General features: G+C 67.7%; 10 protein-coding genes. 4 read left to right on the forward strand and 6 right to left on the reverse strand.

The genetic code is table 11. The annotated features are described in order from the left end of the window. Nucleotides 1-5: 5 nt before the first annotated feature. The 5 genes from GORHZ_RS14090 to gltB form a co-directional block, all read right to left on the reverse strand. Nucleotides 6-1271: a TetR/AcrR family transcriptional regulator gene (locus tag GORHZ_RS14090; protein ID WP_006334079.1), complete on the reverse strand. Its 1266-nt coding sequence runs from the start codon at nucleotides 1269-1271 to the stop codon at nucleotides 6-8. A gap of 134 nt (nucleotides 1272-1405) precedes the next feature. Continuing rightward, nucleotides 1406-2731 (reverse strand): hypothetical protein, encoded by a 1326-nt coding sequence (locus GORHZ_RS14095; RefSeq protein WP_006334081.1) that lies wholly within the window; start codon nucleotides 2729-2731, stop codon nucleotides 1406-1408. Between the two features lie 14 nt (nucleotides 2732-2745). Then, nucleotides 2746-3939, reverse strand: coding sequence for a cation:proton antiporter (locus GORHZ_RS14100; protein WP_006334083.1), 1194 nt, complete (start codon nucleotides 3937-3939; stop codon nucleotides 2746-2748). 7 nt (nucleotides 3940-3946) lie between these two features. Then, nucleotides 3947-5401 (reverse strand): glutamate synthase subunit beta, encoded by a 1455-nt coding sequence (locus tag GORHZ_RS14105; RefSeq protein WP_006334084.1) that lies wholly within the window; start codon nucleotides 5399-5401, stop codon nucleotides 3947-3949. After that, nucleotides 5394-10013, reverse strand: coding sequence for a glutamate synthase large subunit (gltB, locus tag GORHZ_RS14110; RefSeq protein WP_006334085.1), 4620 nt, complete (start codon nucleotides 10011-10013; stop codon nucleotides 5394-5396). Before gltB ends, GORHZ_RS14105 begins: the two co-directional genes overlap by 8 nt. A gap of 365 nt (nucleotides 10014-10378) precedes the next feature. Here gltB and GORHZ_RS14120 point away from each other — a divergent pair, with 365 nt between their 5' ends. The 4 genes from GORHZ_RS14120 to GORHZ_RS14135 all read left to right on the forward strand — a co-directional run bounded on the left by GORHZ_RS14120 (nucleotide 10379) and on the right by GORHZ_RS14135 (nucleotide 14960). Then, on the forward strand, nucleotides 10379-11389 hold the full coding sequence (locus tag GORHZ_RS14120; RefSeq protein ID WP_245551424.1) for an alpha/beta hydrolase: 1011 nt from the start codon (nucleotides 10379-10381) through the stop codon (nucleotides 11387-11389). Nucleotides 11390-11646: 257 nt separating this feature from the next. Then, entirely contained in the window at nucleotides 11647-12963 is a 1317-nt protein-coding gene (locus tag GORHZ_RS14125; protein WP_006334087.1) for an aromatic ring-hydroxylating oxygenase subunit alpha, read from the forward strand. Nucleotides 12964-12971: 8 nt separating this feature from the next. Next, entirely contained in the window at nucleotides 12972-14033 is a 1062-nt protein-coding gene (locus GORHZ_RS14130) for an FAD-binding oxidoreductase (protein ID WP_006334088.1), read from the forward strand. A gap of 141 nt (nucleotides 14034-14174) precedes the next feature. After that, nucleotides 14175-14960, forward strand: coding sequence for an IclR family transcriptional regulator (locus tag GORHZ_RS14135; RefSeq protein ID WP_006334089.1), 786 nt, complete (start codon nucleotides 14175-14177; stop codon nucleotides 14958-14960). A 75-nt stretch (nucleotides 14961-15035) separates the two neighbouring features. On the opposite strand, the gene GORHZ_RS14140 is transcribed toward GORHZ_RS14135, so the two are convergent. Then, the gene (locus tag GORHZ_RS14140) at nucleotides 15036-17234 is read right to left on the reverse strand and encodes a DUF2254 domain-containing protein (protein ID WP_006334090.1); all 2199 of its coding nucleotides are present in this window, start codon (nucleotides 17232-17234) and stop codon (nucleotides 15036-15038) included. Between the last annotated feature and the right edge of the window lie 4 nt (nucleotides 17235-17238).

The following is a 17238-nucleotide window of genomic DNA, read 5'->3' on the forward strand; positions in this document are numbered from 1 at the left end:
TCAGGTCACGAGTCTAAACGTGTCGGACGCTTCTCGGCGGGGTCTGGCGACCGCGTGTCCCCGGCGCGCGGCGGCGTCGACCACAGCACTGCCGTGGCCAGGTGGCGGGCGTAGTCGGGAAGCGCCGGCGAGCGCACCGACGGCACGCGCACGACGCCGTTGATGACGGCGATCGCCAGGTCCACCAGTGCCTGCGCCTCCATGGGGTCGAGTTCGGGGCGGACCATCATCAGCAGTCGCCGCCACTCGGCGACGTACTCGCTGTAATTACGGGCGACCTCGTCTCCCGCCGGTCCGTCGATGAGCGCACCGAACGACAGGGACACCGTGACGAGGTCCCAGTGCCGGTAGGCCATGAGCGAATACATGGCGACGAGTTCGGCCAGCGCGTTCTCGGGGCCGCGGAATTGATTCAGCAGACCTCCCAGATGCAGCCACAGCCCCTCGAAGATGCGGGAGACACCACGGACGATGATGTCGCGTTTGCTGGGGTAGTAGTTGTAGACGCTGGGCCCGGCGATGCCCACGACCTCGCCGATGTCGTCCATGCTGACCGCCGCATAGCCCCGCTGCGCAAACAATCGGATCGCTGCGTCGAGCACCGCCTCGCGACGCGACAGGGGCTGCAGCACGGTGGTCTCCGGGTCACCGGTGTCTGTCGTCGTCGAGTCGAACCTCTCCCGCCCGGCCGCCACGACCGCGTTGGCCGCCGACACGAGATACTCTTTCTGCATCGCCGGGGGCACGTCCAGCGGTCGGTGCCCCGGCCAGTCGATCACCGAGAAGATGCCCCACGTCGTGACCCTCGGCGGGATGCATCCCTCGTCGGCGCCCACGACGATGGAGTCGGCGACGAATCGTGCGACCTCGGACACCCGCGCGACGAATCGCGTCATCTCGTCGGCGGTGAGATGCCCGGAGTCCCGGGACCAGACGAGGTCGAAGGCACCGGCGGCCAGGGCCGCCTCGGCCACTCGCCCGCCGATCTCCGACCAGTCGTCGGCCCCCTCGGCCGTCAGCGTCGCCAACAGCGCCTCGTACTTGCTGACCTTCGTGTCGAGCACCTCTACGAGGAGTTCGTGTTTGCTGCGATAGTGCCGGTAGAGAGCGCTCGGGACGATACCGACGGCCGCGGCGATGTCGCTCATCCCGACGTCGTGATACCCCTTCGCGGCGAACAACTCGCCTGCGGCGGCGAGGATGCGCTGCCGGCGGTCCTTGGGACGGCTGCGCCTTTCCTGGGAGCCTCCTCCGGGGGTCGACGTCCGCATCGAGTTCCTGTCATTCAGTGGAATCCGTGTCCTCTGTTCGGGGTACATGGCGGGCTCTTCCACTGTGCCCTACCCATACATGTGAGGCGACCCGATCCGGCAAGGTCGTCGACAAATCTTCACAGTCGTCGACATCAGTGGCCTGCGCAGCCGCGACGCTCGTAATCGGCGGGCGAACGAAGGTACCGGGCGGTGGGCAGATACGAACCCATCGTGGCGCGTTCCCGTCCCGGCGCGGCCTGCTGCACCGAGGATGTGAACCCGGGGTCGGGCAGCATGTTGCGCAGGAGGAGCATGGCCTGCGGGCCGGCGCCGGCGGGCAGCCAGGTCACCCCGCAGGCCGCGCGGGCGTTGGCCGGACGCCGGTCCGCCGCGGACACCACGACCGTGTACCAACCATCCGCGTCCACCGGGATCTGCTCGTCGTAGGCGCACCCGAGGTAGGCGGTCGTGAGGGCATTCTCGGTGCAGACCGACCAGTAGCGCACCTGTCCGCCGCCCATCGTGGTCTCCCCCGACGCCGTTCGTGGTGCGGTCGGAGCCCGTCCGCGCAGTTCCAGCACGCTGCCGTAACCGGCATCCGTCGTCGCGAAGACGTACTTGTTGTCGGGGTTGTCGAAGAAGCCGCCTGTACCGAGCGGCCCCGCGAGGTCACCGATGCGATCGGCGATGTCCCGTCCGGGCCTGCCACCGGCCAGGACGATGGCGAGCGCCTGCGCGGTCCCGGTGAACTTGTGCCAGCTCGGTGGATTCGTCCCGAAGGTCCCCGCAGGTCGCGGGAAATATGCGGCCGGTGCGAGACCGGCGGCCGAGGGACCGGTGACGACGGCGCCGGGCGCGCCACCCGCGCACGACGGCATCGGGGCCCGGGCACCGCGTGCATCCACGGTTGTCAGTGTCGGCAGGCCGACACCTCCGGACTGATCGGTCCCGTCGTCGGGGACGTAGACGCGCCAGAGCACCAGCGCAAACCCCGGTGGCGACGTGCGCGTACCGTCCGCGCTCGTCGTGTAGAGGGTGTTGGCGGCCCGTCCGGTCCGCGGCACGCGCCCATCGGTGAGGCGGACGGTGAAGTCGCGTCGCGATGCGGCGCGATCGGCGCCCACATGAAACGGGTTCGTCGATCCCGGGTCCGGACGGATCTCGATATCGGACAGACCGTCGATGGACTGCGCTGCCACCGAGTAGGTCGCCAACGAGACGTAGCGTGCGTATGGGTAGGCACCACGGATCTCGACGTGGCCGCCGGCGGGCACCCGAACCGCGCTGACCCAGTACGCGGCCGCCGAGTCCGGATAAGCGATGTTGCCGGAGTCGGGCGCAACCTTGCGCATCCACGCACACGACGTGGGCAGCGCCGGCTGCGCGGTCGCGGGTGCTGCGACCACCGTGACACCCGCCGCGGTGCTGAGCACCGCGAGCAGTGCGGCGATCCATCGAGATCTCCTGGTCCTCGGCATCGTTCCTCGATCCCCTAAGCAGGACTGATCCGTGGTGATGCGACCGCCCGTTCACCGAGCAGCTGCGCGATCGGTGTGTCGGTGGCGCTGTGGGCGGCGATCGACAGGATCACCGTCGCCGTCGTCAGGGCGAAGACCTCCGCCGCCGAGTCGATACCCGACGACATCACCAGCAGTCCGTAGACCACACTGGCGAATCCTTTCGGCCCGAACCACGCCGCGGCCAGACGTTCGTTGCGGGCCAGTCGGCTGCCGATCAGTGCCAGCATCACCGGGACGGGACGACCGACGACCAGCACCAGCACGGCGAACACCCATCCCGCCACACCGATCGAACCCAGCAGCTCGGCGGTGATCAGGGCACCGAATGCGAGCAGTGCGGCGTTCTTCGCCAGCTCACTGACCAGTTCACCCACGGGTGCGAAGGAGTCCGATGCCCCGGGGCTGACCGTGGCCAGCGTGATACCGGCGGTGAACGCCGCGATGTAGGGGTTCGCACCGAGCTGATCGGACGCGATGTAGAGCAGGATCGCGATCGCCAGCGGCCCGACTGCCGCAGCTCGGGGCGTCACCCCCAGCACCGGCAGACGCACCAGCCCCTCACCGATCAGTGGTGCGATCACCCCCAATGCCAGACCGAGGACGATCTCGATGAGCACCGTGCCCACCGAGGTCTCCTCCCCGCCGACCTCCCCGCCGAGCGTGCCGATCAGCACGAGGACGGCCGGCAGCGCCAGCCCGTCGTTCAACCCGCTCTCGATGTTCAGCAGACTGCGCAGCCCACCGGGGACGTCGTCGCGCCCCACCAGCGCCGAGGCGAACACGGGATCGGTCGGCGCCAGGATGGCGCCGAGCAGCATCGAGGTGGTCCAGTCGAGTCCCACCAGCCAGTACGCGAGTGCGCTGACGACCAGGAAGGTCAACGGCATGCCGATGAGCAGCGCCCGGGCCGGGTCTCGCCACTCTCGCCGCAACTTCGGCAGCGGCGCGCGCTGACCGTCGGAGAACAGCACCGCGAACAAGGTGATCGACGCGATGTCGCGCACCGTGTCCATGCCGAGGTGCTCGGCGTCGAGCACGAGCGGTCCCGCCAGCAGACCCGCGAACAGGAAGATCCCCGACGTGGACAGCGGGCTGCGTGACGACAGGTTCGACAGCAGGACCGCGGCCAGCAGCGCCAGACCGAACGTGGTGGCGAACGCCGTCATCGGCGGATCAGCGCTGTGCGACCTGGGTCGGATAGATCGGCGTCGGCAGCTCGGACCCACCGGTCAGATACGCGTCGGCCGCCGCCGCAGCCGATCGGCCCTCGGCGATCGCCCACACGATCAGTGACTGTCCACGACCGGCGTCACCGGCGACGAACACGCCGTGGAGGCCCACCGCCGCGAAGTTGTCGTCGCGTTTGATGTTGCCGCGCTGGTCGTATTCGACGCCCACCTTGTCCAGCAGGTCGCCGCGCTCGGGCCCGACGAATCCCATGGCCAGGAGCACCAGGTCGCACTCGAGTTCGAAGTCGGTACCTTCCACCTTCTGGAAGCGACCGTCGCGCATGGCGACCTCGTGCGCCTTCAGGTGGGTGACGGTGCCGTTCTCGCCGAGGAATTCCTCGGTGTTGACCGAGAACACCCGCTCGCCGCCCTCTTCGTGCGCCGACGACACGCGATACATCAGCGGGTAGGTCGGCCACGGGGTGGAGGAGGCGCGCTCCTTCGGCGGGCGCGGCATGATCTCGAACTGGTGGACGATCTCGGCGCCCTGCCGCAGCGCGGTGCCCAGGCAGTCGGCCCCGGTGTCACCGCCGCCGATGATGACGACCTTCTTACCCTTCGCGGTGATCTGGTTCTCGACGGTGTCGCCGAGCTGCACGCGGTTGGCCTGCGGCAGATACTCCATCGCCTGATGGATGCCGTCGAGTTCGCGGCCACTGATGGGCAGGTCGCGACCGATGGTCGACCCGTTGGCCAGGATGACCGCGTCAAAGTCGGCGCGCAGCTGCTCGACGGTGACGTCGACACCCACGTTGACGCCCGGCCGGAAGACGGTGCCCTCAGCCTCCATCTGCTCGAGCCGGCGGTCGATGTGCCGCTTCTCCATCTTGAACTCGGGGATTCCATAGCGCAGCAGACCACCGATGCGGTCGGCACGCTCGAACAGGGTCACGTCGTGGCCGGCGCGGGTGAGCTGCTGGGCGGCGGCGAGCCCCGCCGGACCGGAGCCGACGACGGCGACCGATTTCCCGGTCTTTTCGGTCGGCAGAACCGGTGCCACCCAGCCGTTTTCGAAGGCGTTGTCGATGAGCTCGACCTCGACCTGCTTGATCGTGACGGCGGGCTGGTTGATGCCGAGCACGCACGACGCCTCACACGGGGCCGGGCACAGCCGCCCGGTGAACTCCGGGAAGTTGTTGGTGGCGTGCAGCCGCTCGATCCCGTCGTGCCAGCGACCCTTGTAGACCAGGTCATTCCACTCGGGGATCAGGTTCCCGAGCGGGCAGCCGTTGTGGCAGAACGGAATTCCGCAGTCCATGCAGCGACTGGCCTGGGTCTCGAGCTCGGCGTGGCCGAAGTCGGTGTAGACCTCTTTCCAGTCGAGCAGTCGCAGCTCGACCGGCCGGCGGTCGGGCACTTCCCGCTCGGTGTGCTTGAGGAATCCTCTGGGGTCAGCCACGTGCGGCCTCCATGATCGCTTCGTTCACGTCTCGTCCGTCGCGCTCGGCGTTGGCGATCGCCAACAGCACGCGCTTGTAGTCGCGCGGCATCACCTTGCGGAACATGCTCTGCGCATCGTCCCAGTTGTCGAGCACGGCGGTGGCGACGGGGGAATCCGTCTCGGCCCGATGCTCGGTGATGATGCCGGCCAGGAACTCGATGTCGTCGAGTTCGAGTTCCTCGATCTCGACGAGTTCGGTGTTCAGGTTGGCCGCGAGTTGCCGATCCGGGTCGTACACGTAGGCGATACCGCCCGACATACCCGCCGCGAAGTTGCGCCCGGTTGTCCCGAGCACCACCACACGACCACCGGTCATGTACTCACAGCCGTGATCGCCGACGCCCTCGACGACCGCGGTCACACCCGAGTTGCGGACACAGAACCGCTCGCCGACGACACCGCGCAGGAAGATCTTGCCCTTCGTGGCGCCGAACCCGATCACGTTGCCGGCGATGATGTTGTCCTCGGCGACGAAACCTTCCGGCGCGTTGCGGGCCGGACGGACCACGATGCGGCCACCCGACAGACCCTTGCCGACGAAGTCGTTCGCGTCGCCGTCGAGCCGCAGCGTGATGCCCTTGGGCACGAACGCGCCGAAGCTGTTGCCGGCCGAACCGGTGAAGTCGATGCTGATGGTGCCTTCCGGAAGTCCCTGCGCACCATAGGCCTTCGTCACCTCGTGGCCGAGCATGGTGCCGACGGTGCGGTTGACGTTGGTGATCTTCGCGGAGAAGTTGACCCGGACGCCGTTGTCGATGGCCTCGCGGCTCTGGGCGATCAGTTGCTGATCGAGCGCCTTGTCGAGGGAGTGGTCCTGGACACCGGAGCAGTACAGATCCTGGTTCATGAACGGCGATTCCGGCATGGACAGGATCGGTGACAGGTCGAGCTTGCCGGCCTTGGACGAGCGCCAGTGCGCAATCGCCTTGGTGGTGTCGAGCGCCTCGACGTGCCCGACGGCCTCCTGCAGGGTGCGGAATCCGAGGCGCGCCAACAGTTCCCGCACCTCCTCGGCGATATACAGGAAGAAGTTCTCCACGAACTCCGGCTTGCCCGCGAACCGCTCACGCAGCAACGGGTTCTGCGTCGCGACACCGACGGGGCAGGTGTCGAGGTGGCAGACCCGCATCATGATGCAGCCGGCGACGACGAGCGGCGCGGTCGCGAAACCGAACTCCTCACCGCCGAGCAACGCAGCGATCACGACGTCTCGGCCGGTCTTCATCTGGCCGTCCACCTGCACGACGATGCGGTCGCGAAGACCGTTGAGCAGCAACGTCTGCTGGGTCTCGGCCAAGCCGATCTCCCACGGCGCACCCGCATGCTTCAGCGAGGTCAACGGCGATGCGCCGGTACCACCGTCGTGGCCGGAGATGAGTACCACGTCGGCGTGCGCCTTGGAGACACCGGCGGCAACGGTGCCCACGCCCACCTCGGACACCAGCTTCACGTGGATGCGGGCCGCGGGGTTGGCGTTCTTCAGGTCGTGGATCAGCTGCGCGAGATCCTCGATCGAGTAGATGTCGTGGTGCGGCGGCGGCGAGATCAGGCCGACACCCGGTGTCGAGCCGCGCACCTCGGCGACCCACGGGTACACCTTGTGCGGCGGGAGCTGGCCGCCCTCACCGGGCTTGGCACCCTGGGCCATCTTGATCTGGATGTCGGTGCAGTTGGTCAGGTAGTGCGACGTCACGCCGAACCGGCCGGACGCGACCTGCTTGATCGCGCTGCGACGCCAGTCGCCGTTCTCGTCGTGGTGGAATCGACGCGGATCCTCGCCGCCCTCACCGGAATTCGACCGGCCACCAAGCCGGTTCATGGCGATCGCGAGGGTCTCGTGTGCCTCGGCCGAGATCGACCCGAAGCTCATCGCACCGGTGGAGAACCGCTTGACGATCTCGCGGGCCGGTTCGACCTTGTCGATCGGGATGGGGTCGCGGTCGCCGAAGTTGAAGTCGAAGAGACCACGTAGCGACGCCATCTTCTTCGACTGGTCGTCTACCAGCTTGGTGTACTCCTTGAAGACCTTGTACTGCCCGGTGCGGGTCGCGTGCTGCAGCTTGAACACGGTGTCCGGGTTGAACAGGTGGTACTCGCCCTCACGGCGCCACTGGTATTCACCACCGACCTCGAGTTCGCGGTGGGCCCGCTCGGTCGGCCGCTCGCTGAACGCCAGGGCGTGACGGGCGGCGACCTCCGCGGCGATCTCGTCGAGGCCGATGCCGTCGAGCTGGCTGCGCAGACCGGTGAAGAACTCGTCGACGGTTGCCTGCGAGATACCGATGACCTGGAACAGCTGGGCACCGGTGTAGGAGGCGAGGGTGGAGATGCCCATCTTGGACATCACCTTGAGCACGCCCTTGCTCGCGGCCTTGATGTAGTTGCGGCGCGCCGTCGGGAAATCGATGTCGCCGAGCGCACCGCGCTCGACCATGTCCTCGATCGACTCGAACGCCATGTACGGGTTGACCGCGGCCGCGCCGAAGCCGACGAGGGTGGCCACGTGGTGGACCTCGCGGCAGTCGCCGGACTCGACAACCAGACCGACCCGGGTGCGTTTGCGCTCCCGCACCAGGTGGTGGTGCACGGCCGCGGTGAGCAGCAGAGACGGGATCGGCGCGTGGATCTCGTCGGACTCCCGGTCCGACAGCACGATGAGGTTGACACCCTCGTCGATCGCCGCGCTGACGGTCGCGCGCACCTCGTCGAGAGCCTTGCGCAGACCCGCACCGCCCTCGGCCACCGGATAGAGGCCGTGGACGTGGCGGCTGCGGAAACCGGGCAGGTCGTCGGTGTCGTCGATGTTGAGGATCTTGGCCAGGGTGTCGTTGTCGAGGACCGGCTCCGAGAGCACGATCTGCCGGCACGACTCCGGACCCGGGTGCAGCAGGTCGGCCTCGCCGCCGATGGTGCCGCCGACACTGGTGACGACCTCCTCGCGGATGGCGTCCAACGGCGGGTTGGTGACCTGGGCGAAGAGTTGCTGGAAGTAGTCGAACAGCATGCGCGGGCGCGCTGACAGCACCGCGATCGGGGTGTCGGTGCCCATCGAGCCGAGCGCCTCGCCACCGGTCTTGGCCATCGGCGCGACCAGCAGGTTCAGCTCCTCGGTGGTGTAGCCGAAGACCTGCTGACGCAGCGTGACCCGATCGTGCGCCATGTGCTCGTGCGGCACCGGCGCAACATCGCCGATCTGAACCAGGCCGGCGTCGAGCCAGTCCTGGTACGGATGCTCGGCAGCGAGTTCGTCCTTGATCTCCTCGTCGTCGACGATCCGGCCGGCCGCGGTGTCCACGAGGAACATGCGACCCGGCTGCAGACGCATCTTCTGCACGACCTCGGAATGGTCGATGTCGAGGACACCGACCTCCGACGCCATCACCACGAGCCCGTCCTTGGTGACCCAGATGCGGCTCGGGCGCAGACCATTGCGGTCCAGCACCGCGCCGACGACGGTCCCGTCGGTGAAGGTGACCGACGCCGGTCCGTCCCAGGGCTCCATCAGCGAGGCGTGATACTGGTAGAAGGCGCGATGGGCGGGCTTCATCGACTCGTGACGTTCCCACGCCTCGGGGATCATCATCAGCACCGCATGCGGCAGGCTGCGGCCGCCGAGGTGCAGCAGTTCGAGCACCTCGTCGAACCGCGCGGTGTCGGAGGCGCCGGGCGTGCACACCGGGAAGATCTTCGAGGCGGCGTCTGCAACATTCGCCCCGCTCGCTTCGCTCCCGGCGGCGGACGCGAACACGGCCGTGTCGATCAGCGCCTCGCGGGCACGCATCCAGTTCTCGTTGCCGGTGACGGTGTTGATCTCACCGTTGTGGGCGATGCGGCGGAACGGATGCGCGAGCGGCCACGATGGGAAGGTGTTGGTGGAGAACCGCGAGTGCACCAGACCCAGCGCGCTCTCCACGCGCGAATCCTGCAGGTCCAGATAGAACTCCCGCAGCTGCGGGGTGGTCAGCATGCCCTTGTAGACGAAGGTCTGCCCGGACAGGCTCGGGAAGTAGACGGTCTCACGGCCGGGACCGTCGGCGCCGGCGCCCTTGGTCCCGAGTTCGGACTGCACGCGCTTGCGGACGACGAAGGCCCGGCGCTCGAGCTCCATGTCGGAAGCACCGGCGATGAAGACCTGACGGAACGTCGGCATGGCGTCGCGGGCGAGCGCACCGAGCGAGTTCTCGTTGGTGGGCACCTCACGCCAGCCGAGCACGCTCAGACCCTCGGCCTCGACGATCTTCTCCACGCCCTCGCAGGCGGCCTGCGCATCGTGCGAACCCTGCGGCAGGAACGCGATACCCGTGGCGTAGGAGCCCTCGGCGGGCAGCTCGAAGTCCACGCTCTCGCGCAGGAAGCGGTGCGGGACCTGGATCATGATCCCGGCGCCGTCGCCGGTGTTCGGCTCCGCGCCCGCCGCACCTCGGTGCTCGAGATTGATCAGCGCGGTGATGGCCTTCTCGACGATGTCCCGGCTGCGTCGCCCGTGCATGTCGACGACGAATGCGACGCCACAGGAATCGTGCTCGTTGACGGGGTCATAGAGCCCCACCGGGCCCGGAGCATGCTTCATAAGTTCGCCTCACTTGGTGCGCGACGCTGCGCACACGTTCACCGTTATGTGTCCGTTGGGGACACCGTTGTTCTCGTGTCCCTTGGTGACACCGTCGCGCGGCCGCAGTGAGAACCACCCAATCCATGGGCTGACCTGGTCAGTTCCCGGCCACGTGGCGGCGGTGTCCGTGTCAGCGTCGTTGCTGACGGCGCACCCGGGTTCGACTGTGACCCGGCACCACTCTGCTGTCGGAAGCATTGTTCGCCATTTTTCCATGCCGGGTGGCCAGTATCGAAATCCGGCTAGCACAATCGTGACGATCACGCAGCGTACACACCGAAAATCCGCCCTGCGACGACGCCGCATCGTCTACCGTCGCAACCGTGCGTACGCCGCCCCCGATGATGCCGGGGTATCCGATACCGCGGGCTTCGCTGCGAGCCCGCGCGGTCAACGGATGTCTCAGCCGCCTCGCGCATCCGCTGATGGGCGCCGCGGGCCTGGGCGGGTCGGCACCGGCGGCGCGTGTGGTCAGTGTAATGCGCTCGGGCCTGAACCAGTCGCTGGCGGCGGTGTCGCCCGTCCCGGACGGCACTGTGGTCGAGCCGGTGCGCGCGCTGACCGATACCGGGCAGGTGCGTGGCGAATGGGTCACCCATGCCGGTCCGGCGCGTCCCGCACCGACCGAGACCGTCATCTACTACCTGCACGGCAGCGGCTACGTCGTCTGTTCGCCGCGCACCCATCGCGGCCTGGTGGCCCGCCTGTCCCGGCGCACGGGATGGTCGGCATTCAGTCTCGACTACCGGCTCGGACCCGAGTACACGTTCCCCTCTGCCGGCGACGACGCGATCCGCGGCTACCACTGGCTGCTGGACCGGGGCCATCGCCCCGAGAGCATTATCGTCGCCGGTGACTCCGCCGGTGGCCACATGGCGCTCGACCTGATCGCCGACAACACGCGACGCGCCATCCCTCAACCGGCGGGCCTGGTCTTGTTCTCGCCGCTCTACGACCCCACCTTCGAACTGGCCCGGGCCAGCCAGCGGCGCGGTGTGCGCGACCCGTTGATCGACGCCGACGCCGCACAGCGGATCCTGCAGCTCTACACCCGGGATGCACCCGCCGACCATCCGCGCATGCGGATCGCGCTACAGCGGGGGATGGCGCTGCCACCGACGCTCATCCAGGTCGGCGCACTCGAGGTGATGGGCGACGACGCACGTGCCATGCATCGAGCACTCCGGGCGGCCGGCGGCGACGCACGACTGCAGGAATGGCCAGATCAGGGCCACGTGTTCCAGATGTTCCCACTCTTCTCCGGAGAGTCCCGGCACGCGCTGCGCGAAGCTGCGGGCTTCATGCGCTCGATGGCCGGCACGCCGCCACTCTGAGCCCCCGTGCGTCGTGGAGAGCGCAAACGCGCAGGTCCCGCGACGACATCCGCCCTCTGGGCGACTTGTCCGATTCTGCGTCCAGGCGGTGGGTAGCCCCGCTCCGCACACATCGCCGTCCTCTTGACAGCGCCCGCGCCAGGCCGCAGACTTGTTGCGTTGAACGCGCAGAGTTGCGTGTCCTGCAACATCTGCGGCCAAGTGGCCATTCGTCATCCATTCCCTGTGAAGATCGTCCAGAGAGGCATCCACCCCTGATGACCGCACCCTTCGCTGCTCGCGTCGACGCACAGTCTCCAGAGCCCGGCTCCCAGGCCCTGATCGCCGACCGCGTAGTGGGCCAGAGCCTGCCTGCGCCCTTCTATGTGAGCCAGGAGTTCTTCGACCTGGATCTTGACGAGATCTTCTCCAAGTCTTGGCTTTTCGTGGCGACCGAAGCAGAGATCCCGGAGCCCGGGGACTTCGTGACCATCAACTTCGGGACGCGATCGGTGATCGTTGCCCGCGACGATCAGGGCCGGGTCCGCGCCCACCACAACGTGTGCCGGCATCGAGGCGCCCGACTACTCACCGAGCCCAACGGGTCCACCGGGACCATCGTGTGCACCTACCACTCGTGGACCTACGGCATGGACGGGCGTCTCCAGTACGCCGACGCCCAGGCGCCCGGTTTCGACAAGTCCTGCTTTTCTCTGCGATCGGTCCATGTCCGCACCATCGCCGGCCTGGTGTTCATCTGTCTCGCCGAGGAGGCCCCGAGCGACATCGACGAGGTGGCCGCCGTCGTCGAGCCCTACCTCGCCCCACACCGTCTCGCCGAGGCGAAGGTGGCCAAACAAACCGACCTCGTCGAGGACGGCAACTGGAAGCTCACCATGGAGAACAACCGTGAGTGCTACCACTGCGGCGGGCACCCGGAGTTGCTGAACGTGTTCTTCCCCACCTGGGGCTACAGCAGCACCGACGCGATTCCCGACCGCCTCGCCCCGGCATTCGATCGTTACCGCCGGGCCACCGCCGAGCTGGTCGACATCTGGGACGGCCACGGGCTCCCCTACCCTCGCGTCGAGGAACTCGACACGCGCGCAACAGGTTTCCACATCGAACGGGACGCGATGGACCTGGCGGGCGAGTCGTTCACTCTGGACGGCACCGCTGCCTGCACCCGCCTGCTGACCGACATCCCCGAAGCACGGCTCGGCCGACTGTCGATGCACCTGCAACCCAACATGTGGCTGCACATCACCAGCGACCACGCGCTGTTGTTCTCCGTCATCCCGATCGCCCCCGACAAGACCCTGGTACGGACCACATGGCTGGTCCACCGTGACGCGGTGGAGGGTGTCGACTACGACCTCGACCGACTCACCGGGGTGTGGGAAGCGACGAATCAGCAGGACGCCGATCTGGTGGCCCTCGCCCAGCAGGGAATCAGCAGTCCCGCCTACGTTCCCGGCCCCTACGGCCCCTCGGAGTTCCAGGTCGAGGCCTTCGTCAACTGGTACATCACGATGCTGCGACAGCGGCTCGGCATCTCCGCCGTGCGTGCCGCCTCCGACGCTGCGACCGCGTGAGGACGACGATGGCCGACGACATCTTCCTGCAGTGTGTGGCACGGACAGACACCACCCGTGACATGGCCACGTTCACATTTCGTGTGGCCGGTGGCGCAGCGCAGGCCCCCGACACCACCGGGGACCCGGACGACTCGCACACCTTCGTGTTCCAGCCCGGTCAGTTCCTGTCGATCACCCTGGACATCGACGGGCGCGCGGTCCAGCGCTGCTACAGCATCTCCTCCCCGCCGACCCGTCCGGGCTCGTTGTCCATCACGGTCAAGCGGGTGGATGGCGGCCACGTCTCGAACTGGCTGCACGACAACATGGTCGAGGGCATGATGATCACCGCGACCGGCCCCCTCGGACGATTCACCTATACCGCCCGGCCGGCCGAGAAGTACCTGTTCGTCTCCGCGGGCAGCGGCATCACCCCGGTGATGTCGATGCTCCGCTCGGTGACCGACACCGCCTCACCGCTCGACATCACCTTCGTCCACAGTGCACGCAGCGTGGACGACATCCCGTTCCGGGACGAGCTCGAGGACCTCGCCCACCAGCACCCCAACGTCGCGCTGGCGTTCGCGGCGACCCGGATGCTCGCCGACGAACTGCCCGACTGGACCGGTCATCGCGGACGCATCGACCGCGCGATGCTCGAACGGGTGTGTCCCGATCTCGGCGAGCGCGAGGTGTTTCTCTGCGGCCCCGGTCGTTTCCGCAGCGAGGTCCGCAGCTCTCTGCTCGCGGCGGGCTCCGAGCTGACGCGCATCCACGAGGAGAGCTTCGGCTTCGCGCTGCCCGACAGCAATTCCGACGCAGACGGCGGCGTGGTCGTGGACTTCTCCCGACGTGCGCGGCAGGTCACGGTCACGCCGGGTTCCACCATCCTGGCGGCCGCCGCGGCGGCCGGGGTCACGCTGCCCGCGTCATGCGGAGTGGGACTGTGCGGGTCGTGCAAGGTCCGCAAGGTCTCCGGCGATGTCGTGATGAACCACCAGGGCGGCATCCGCCCACGCGAGATCGCGCAGGGCAAGATCCTGCTCTGCTGTTCCGAACCCCTCTCGCCGGTCGTGATCGACTTCTGATCCGATCGGGTTCGTGATCGGCCCGTCCGGCTCGAAGCCACCTTCGAACCGGACGGGCCGGTGGTCACCTGTTCGCCCTGGTCGCCCGTCCGCACTGGTCACCCGGACCCCGACAAACCCGGCAGGTACCCTGAACCTGCTATGGCTGAGGAGAATAGTGCGTCGGACCGACCTGCCGGAGCGGTCGAGCGGGCACTACAGATCATGGAGCTCATCGGGGCCGCGGGCACAGCGGGCGTCACCGAACTCGCCCTCGAACTCGGCGTGCACAAATCCACCGTGTCGCGCATCATCTCGTCGCTCGAGGCGCGGGGTTTCGTCGAACAGGCGCCGGACGGCCGCAAGTACCGGATCGGGCTGACCGTGGTGCGGCTGGCGGGATCCACGATGGCCACTCTTGACATGACCAAATGTGGGCAGGACATGTGCGACACCCTCGCCGCACAGACCGGCGAGACAGCCAATCTCGCGGTCCTCGCCGACTCGCAGGCGATCAACGTCATCGAGGCCGCCGGCTCGTCGAACGTCGCACTCCAGACCTGGGTGGGCCAGGCGTCGCCGGCGTATGCGACGTCATCGGGCAAGGTCTTACTCGCCGGGCTCACCGAGAGCGAGCTGCGCACAACTTTGTCCGGTGAACTGACCCGGTTCACCGACAACACCATCGTCGACCTCGATGCCCTGGTCGAGGATCTCGCAAAGGTCCGCCGCCGAGGGTGGGCGATGGCGGTCGACGAATTGGAGGTCGGTCTGGTCGCGATCGCCGCGCCGGTCCGGGATCACACGGGGGCCATCGTCTGGGCACTGAGTGTCTCCGGTCCCCGCTACCGGCTCGATCCGGATGACGCGGAGGAGCTCACGGACACGGTCGTGACCGCGGCGGCCGATCTCAGCCGGCTGTTCGGCTACCGCAGCGCCGGTTCCTGACTTCTGTTCCCACACGCGCACTCACCTGGTGAGCGCCCATGTCGCGACGCGCGCGTGCACCCGACGGGTGTGGGTTCAGGTCACGGGTCGTGCGGGACGCTGCGATCGGATCGATAAACGACGGCGGTGGCTACCGGCCTCCGAGCCGTAGCCCTGCCGGTCGGCCGCCGACGCGAGCCACTGGTCGAGCGGGTCCGGCCAGTCCCGTTCGGCCTGGCGGTCGAGGGCATCGAGCCGACTGCAGATCGGGGCCTGCTGTTCGTCGGGACACTGCTCCGCGAGGGTCTCCAGCAGCGCCCGCAGCCGGCGCTGAACCTGTGCCGAGCCCCGCGAGTACTGCCGGACCTGGTCGGTGCCGATCGCCAGGAAGTCATCCCAACTGCGCCCGTAGCCGCTGATCTTGCTCAGCTCGGGAGAACTTTGTTCGGCCAGGACGCGGGGCGCGAGCATCAGCAGGAGATCCTCGATGTGGTCGAGGGCCTGCACCCCCCGGCTCGGGTCGTTGATCCCCGGTGACAGCGCCTTCAGCGCGATGTCGGAGATCGCCTGCAGCGCCGCGGCGGGGCTCGCCGCCGGGCTGTGGGTGTCGCCGAACAGCAGGCAGGACAGCAACTGTCGCCGACGAACCTGCTGCGGGGAACCGAGGATCTCGAACACCGGGGCGTTGTGCGTGACATGGTCACCGACACCGACCAGGAGGTCGATGCGGACACCCCACCGGATCGCGAGGCGTTGCAGGCGCGGGAGATTCACCGCGAGGAGCACCCGCCCCTGGGACGGTACCTCGCGCAATGTGATGACCATCGACGGTTCGGTCCCGTCGCGCTCGACCTCCGGTGGTGGCGTGAGGATCGACGCGGCCGGCGGCGGCGCGTCGACCGGGTACCGGCGGTAGATCGCACCGCGGCCTTCGGCTGCGAGCCATCTCAGGAGTTGCGAGGAGTTCAGGATGTTGCCGACCTTGCCCACCAGTGCGATGAACAAGTAGGCGCTGGCCAGCGTCAGTATCGCCGCGATCGTGGCCGAGATGCCGGGAGCGTGACCGCTTTCGCGCGAGGCGGTGATCTCGGCCGCAATGATCAGTGTGTATGCGAATGTCGCCAGGAACACCCCGATCGACCAGCGCATCATCGGTTGCTGCTGCAGCATCGGGATAACCCGCACGGAGATCTGCGACCCGCCGAACTGCATCGCCAGCGTGACCGCGGTGAACACCAGACCGGTGAGTGTGGCCATCGCGCCCGCGATGACGGCCAGCAGGGTTGCGGTGGTACCGACGTCGATTGACTCGATGCGGACCGCGTCGTCGACGGCCGTCGACACGAGGGCTGCCACGATGGCCAGCGATACCAAGGTCACCGGGAGGCGCCAGACGGGAACCGAGTCGAGCCGACGGCGGGTGCTCCGCCATTTGAGAGCGGATAGCACCGGATTGGGTGCGCGTTCGCCGCGATCCGGCGGCGGCAGGTCGGGCACGCGCGCCGTCTGACTCTTTTCCGGCAGGTCCTCCGGCAGGCCGAACCGCCCGGCCACCGCCTCCTGGAATGCGACCTTCCACCGGATCAGCGGTTCGCGGTAGCGCGTCTCCCGGGCGACCGCCTTCTCGTATTTCCGTGGGCGAGTGCCGTAGCGCCACCGCGACCACGGCGAGCGGGGGCGAGCAATGCGGATCGCCCCGAAGAGGAGCAGGACCGGCAGGAACAACCCGACCAGGCCCGTCCATACCTTGCCCTTCAGCAGAGTGATGGTGGCGAGCACGACGTTGATCGCCACGGTGATGCCGGCACCCACCCGGACCACGACGTCGCCCTCCCCGGCGCTCACGTTGGCCGTTGTCTCGGATGTCCACAGCGGGGTCATGCCCAACAGGAACAGCAGACCGATCGCGACGGCGACGAACACGGCGTCGATGGAGGTGCGGCCCTCCTCCTCCCAGTACACGTCGCGCAGATGCAGGACGAGCGCGAACTCATCGAGGACGAGTGCGGCGCCGATGCCGAAGAGGATCGCCAGCAGGCTGTCGACGAGCAGCGAGTCCCACGGCGCGGCGACGACGAACCCGAAACCCGAGATCAGCATCATGATCACGCCGAAGAAGACGTGATGCACATGCACACCGCCCGGTGTGACATTTCCCGGCCACCAACTGACCTCGGCGCGGATCATCCGGACACTGAACCGAATGAACAGGAAGGTGAGGACGAAGGCCACCAGCAAGAAGAACTGCGGCAGCCGACCGGTGTCAACGATGGACTCACCGAACCACTGACCCATAGGT

It is taken from the genome of Gordonia rhizosphera NBRC 16068, assembly GCF_000298195.1.
GTDB lineage: Bacteria > Actinomycetota > Actinomycetes > Mycobacteriales > Mycobacteriaceae > Gordonia > Gordonia rhizosphera.

Coding starts and splice junctions, on each gene's coding strand:
- GORHZ_RS14090 (WP_006334079.1), bottom strand. CDS start 1,271: ATGCGGACGTCGACCCCCGGAGGAGGCTCCCAGGAAAGGCGCAGCCGT.
- GORHZ_RS14095 (WP_006334081.1), bottom strand. CDS start 2,731: ATGCCGAGGACCAGGAGATCTCGATGGATCGCCGCACTGCTCGCGGTG.
- GORHZ_RS14100 (WP_006334083.1), bottom strand. CDS start 3,939: ATGACGGCGTTCGCCACCACGTTCGGTCTGGCGCTGCTGGCCGCGGTC.
- gltB (WP_006334085.1), bottom strand. CDS start 10,013: ATGAAGCATGCTCCGGGCCCGGTGGGGCTCTATGACCCCGTCAACGAG.
- GORHZ_RS14125 (WP_006334087.1), top strand. CDS start 11,647: ATGACCGCACCCTTCGCTGCTCGCGTCGACGCACAGTCTCCAGAGCCC.
- GORHZ_RS14130 (WP_006334088.1), top strand. CDS start 12,972: ATGGCCGACGACATCTTCCTGCAGTGTGTGGCACGGACAGACACCACC.
- GORHZ_RS14135 (WP_006334089.1), top strand. CDS start 14,175: ATGGCTGAGGAGAATAGTGCGTCGGACCGACCTGCCGGAGCGGTCGAG.
- GORHZ_RS14140 (WP_006334090.1), bottom strand. CDS start 17,234: ATGGGTCAGTGGTTCGGTGAGTCCATCGTTGACACCGGTCGGCTGCCG.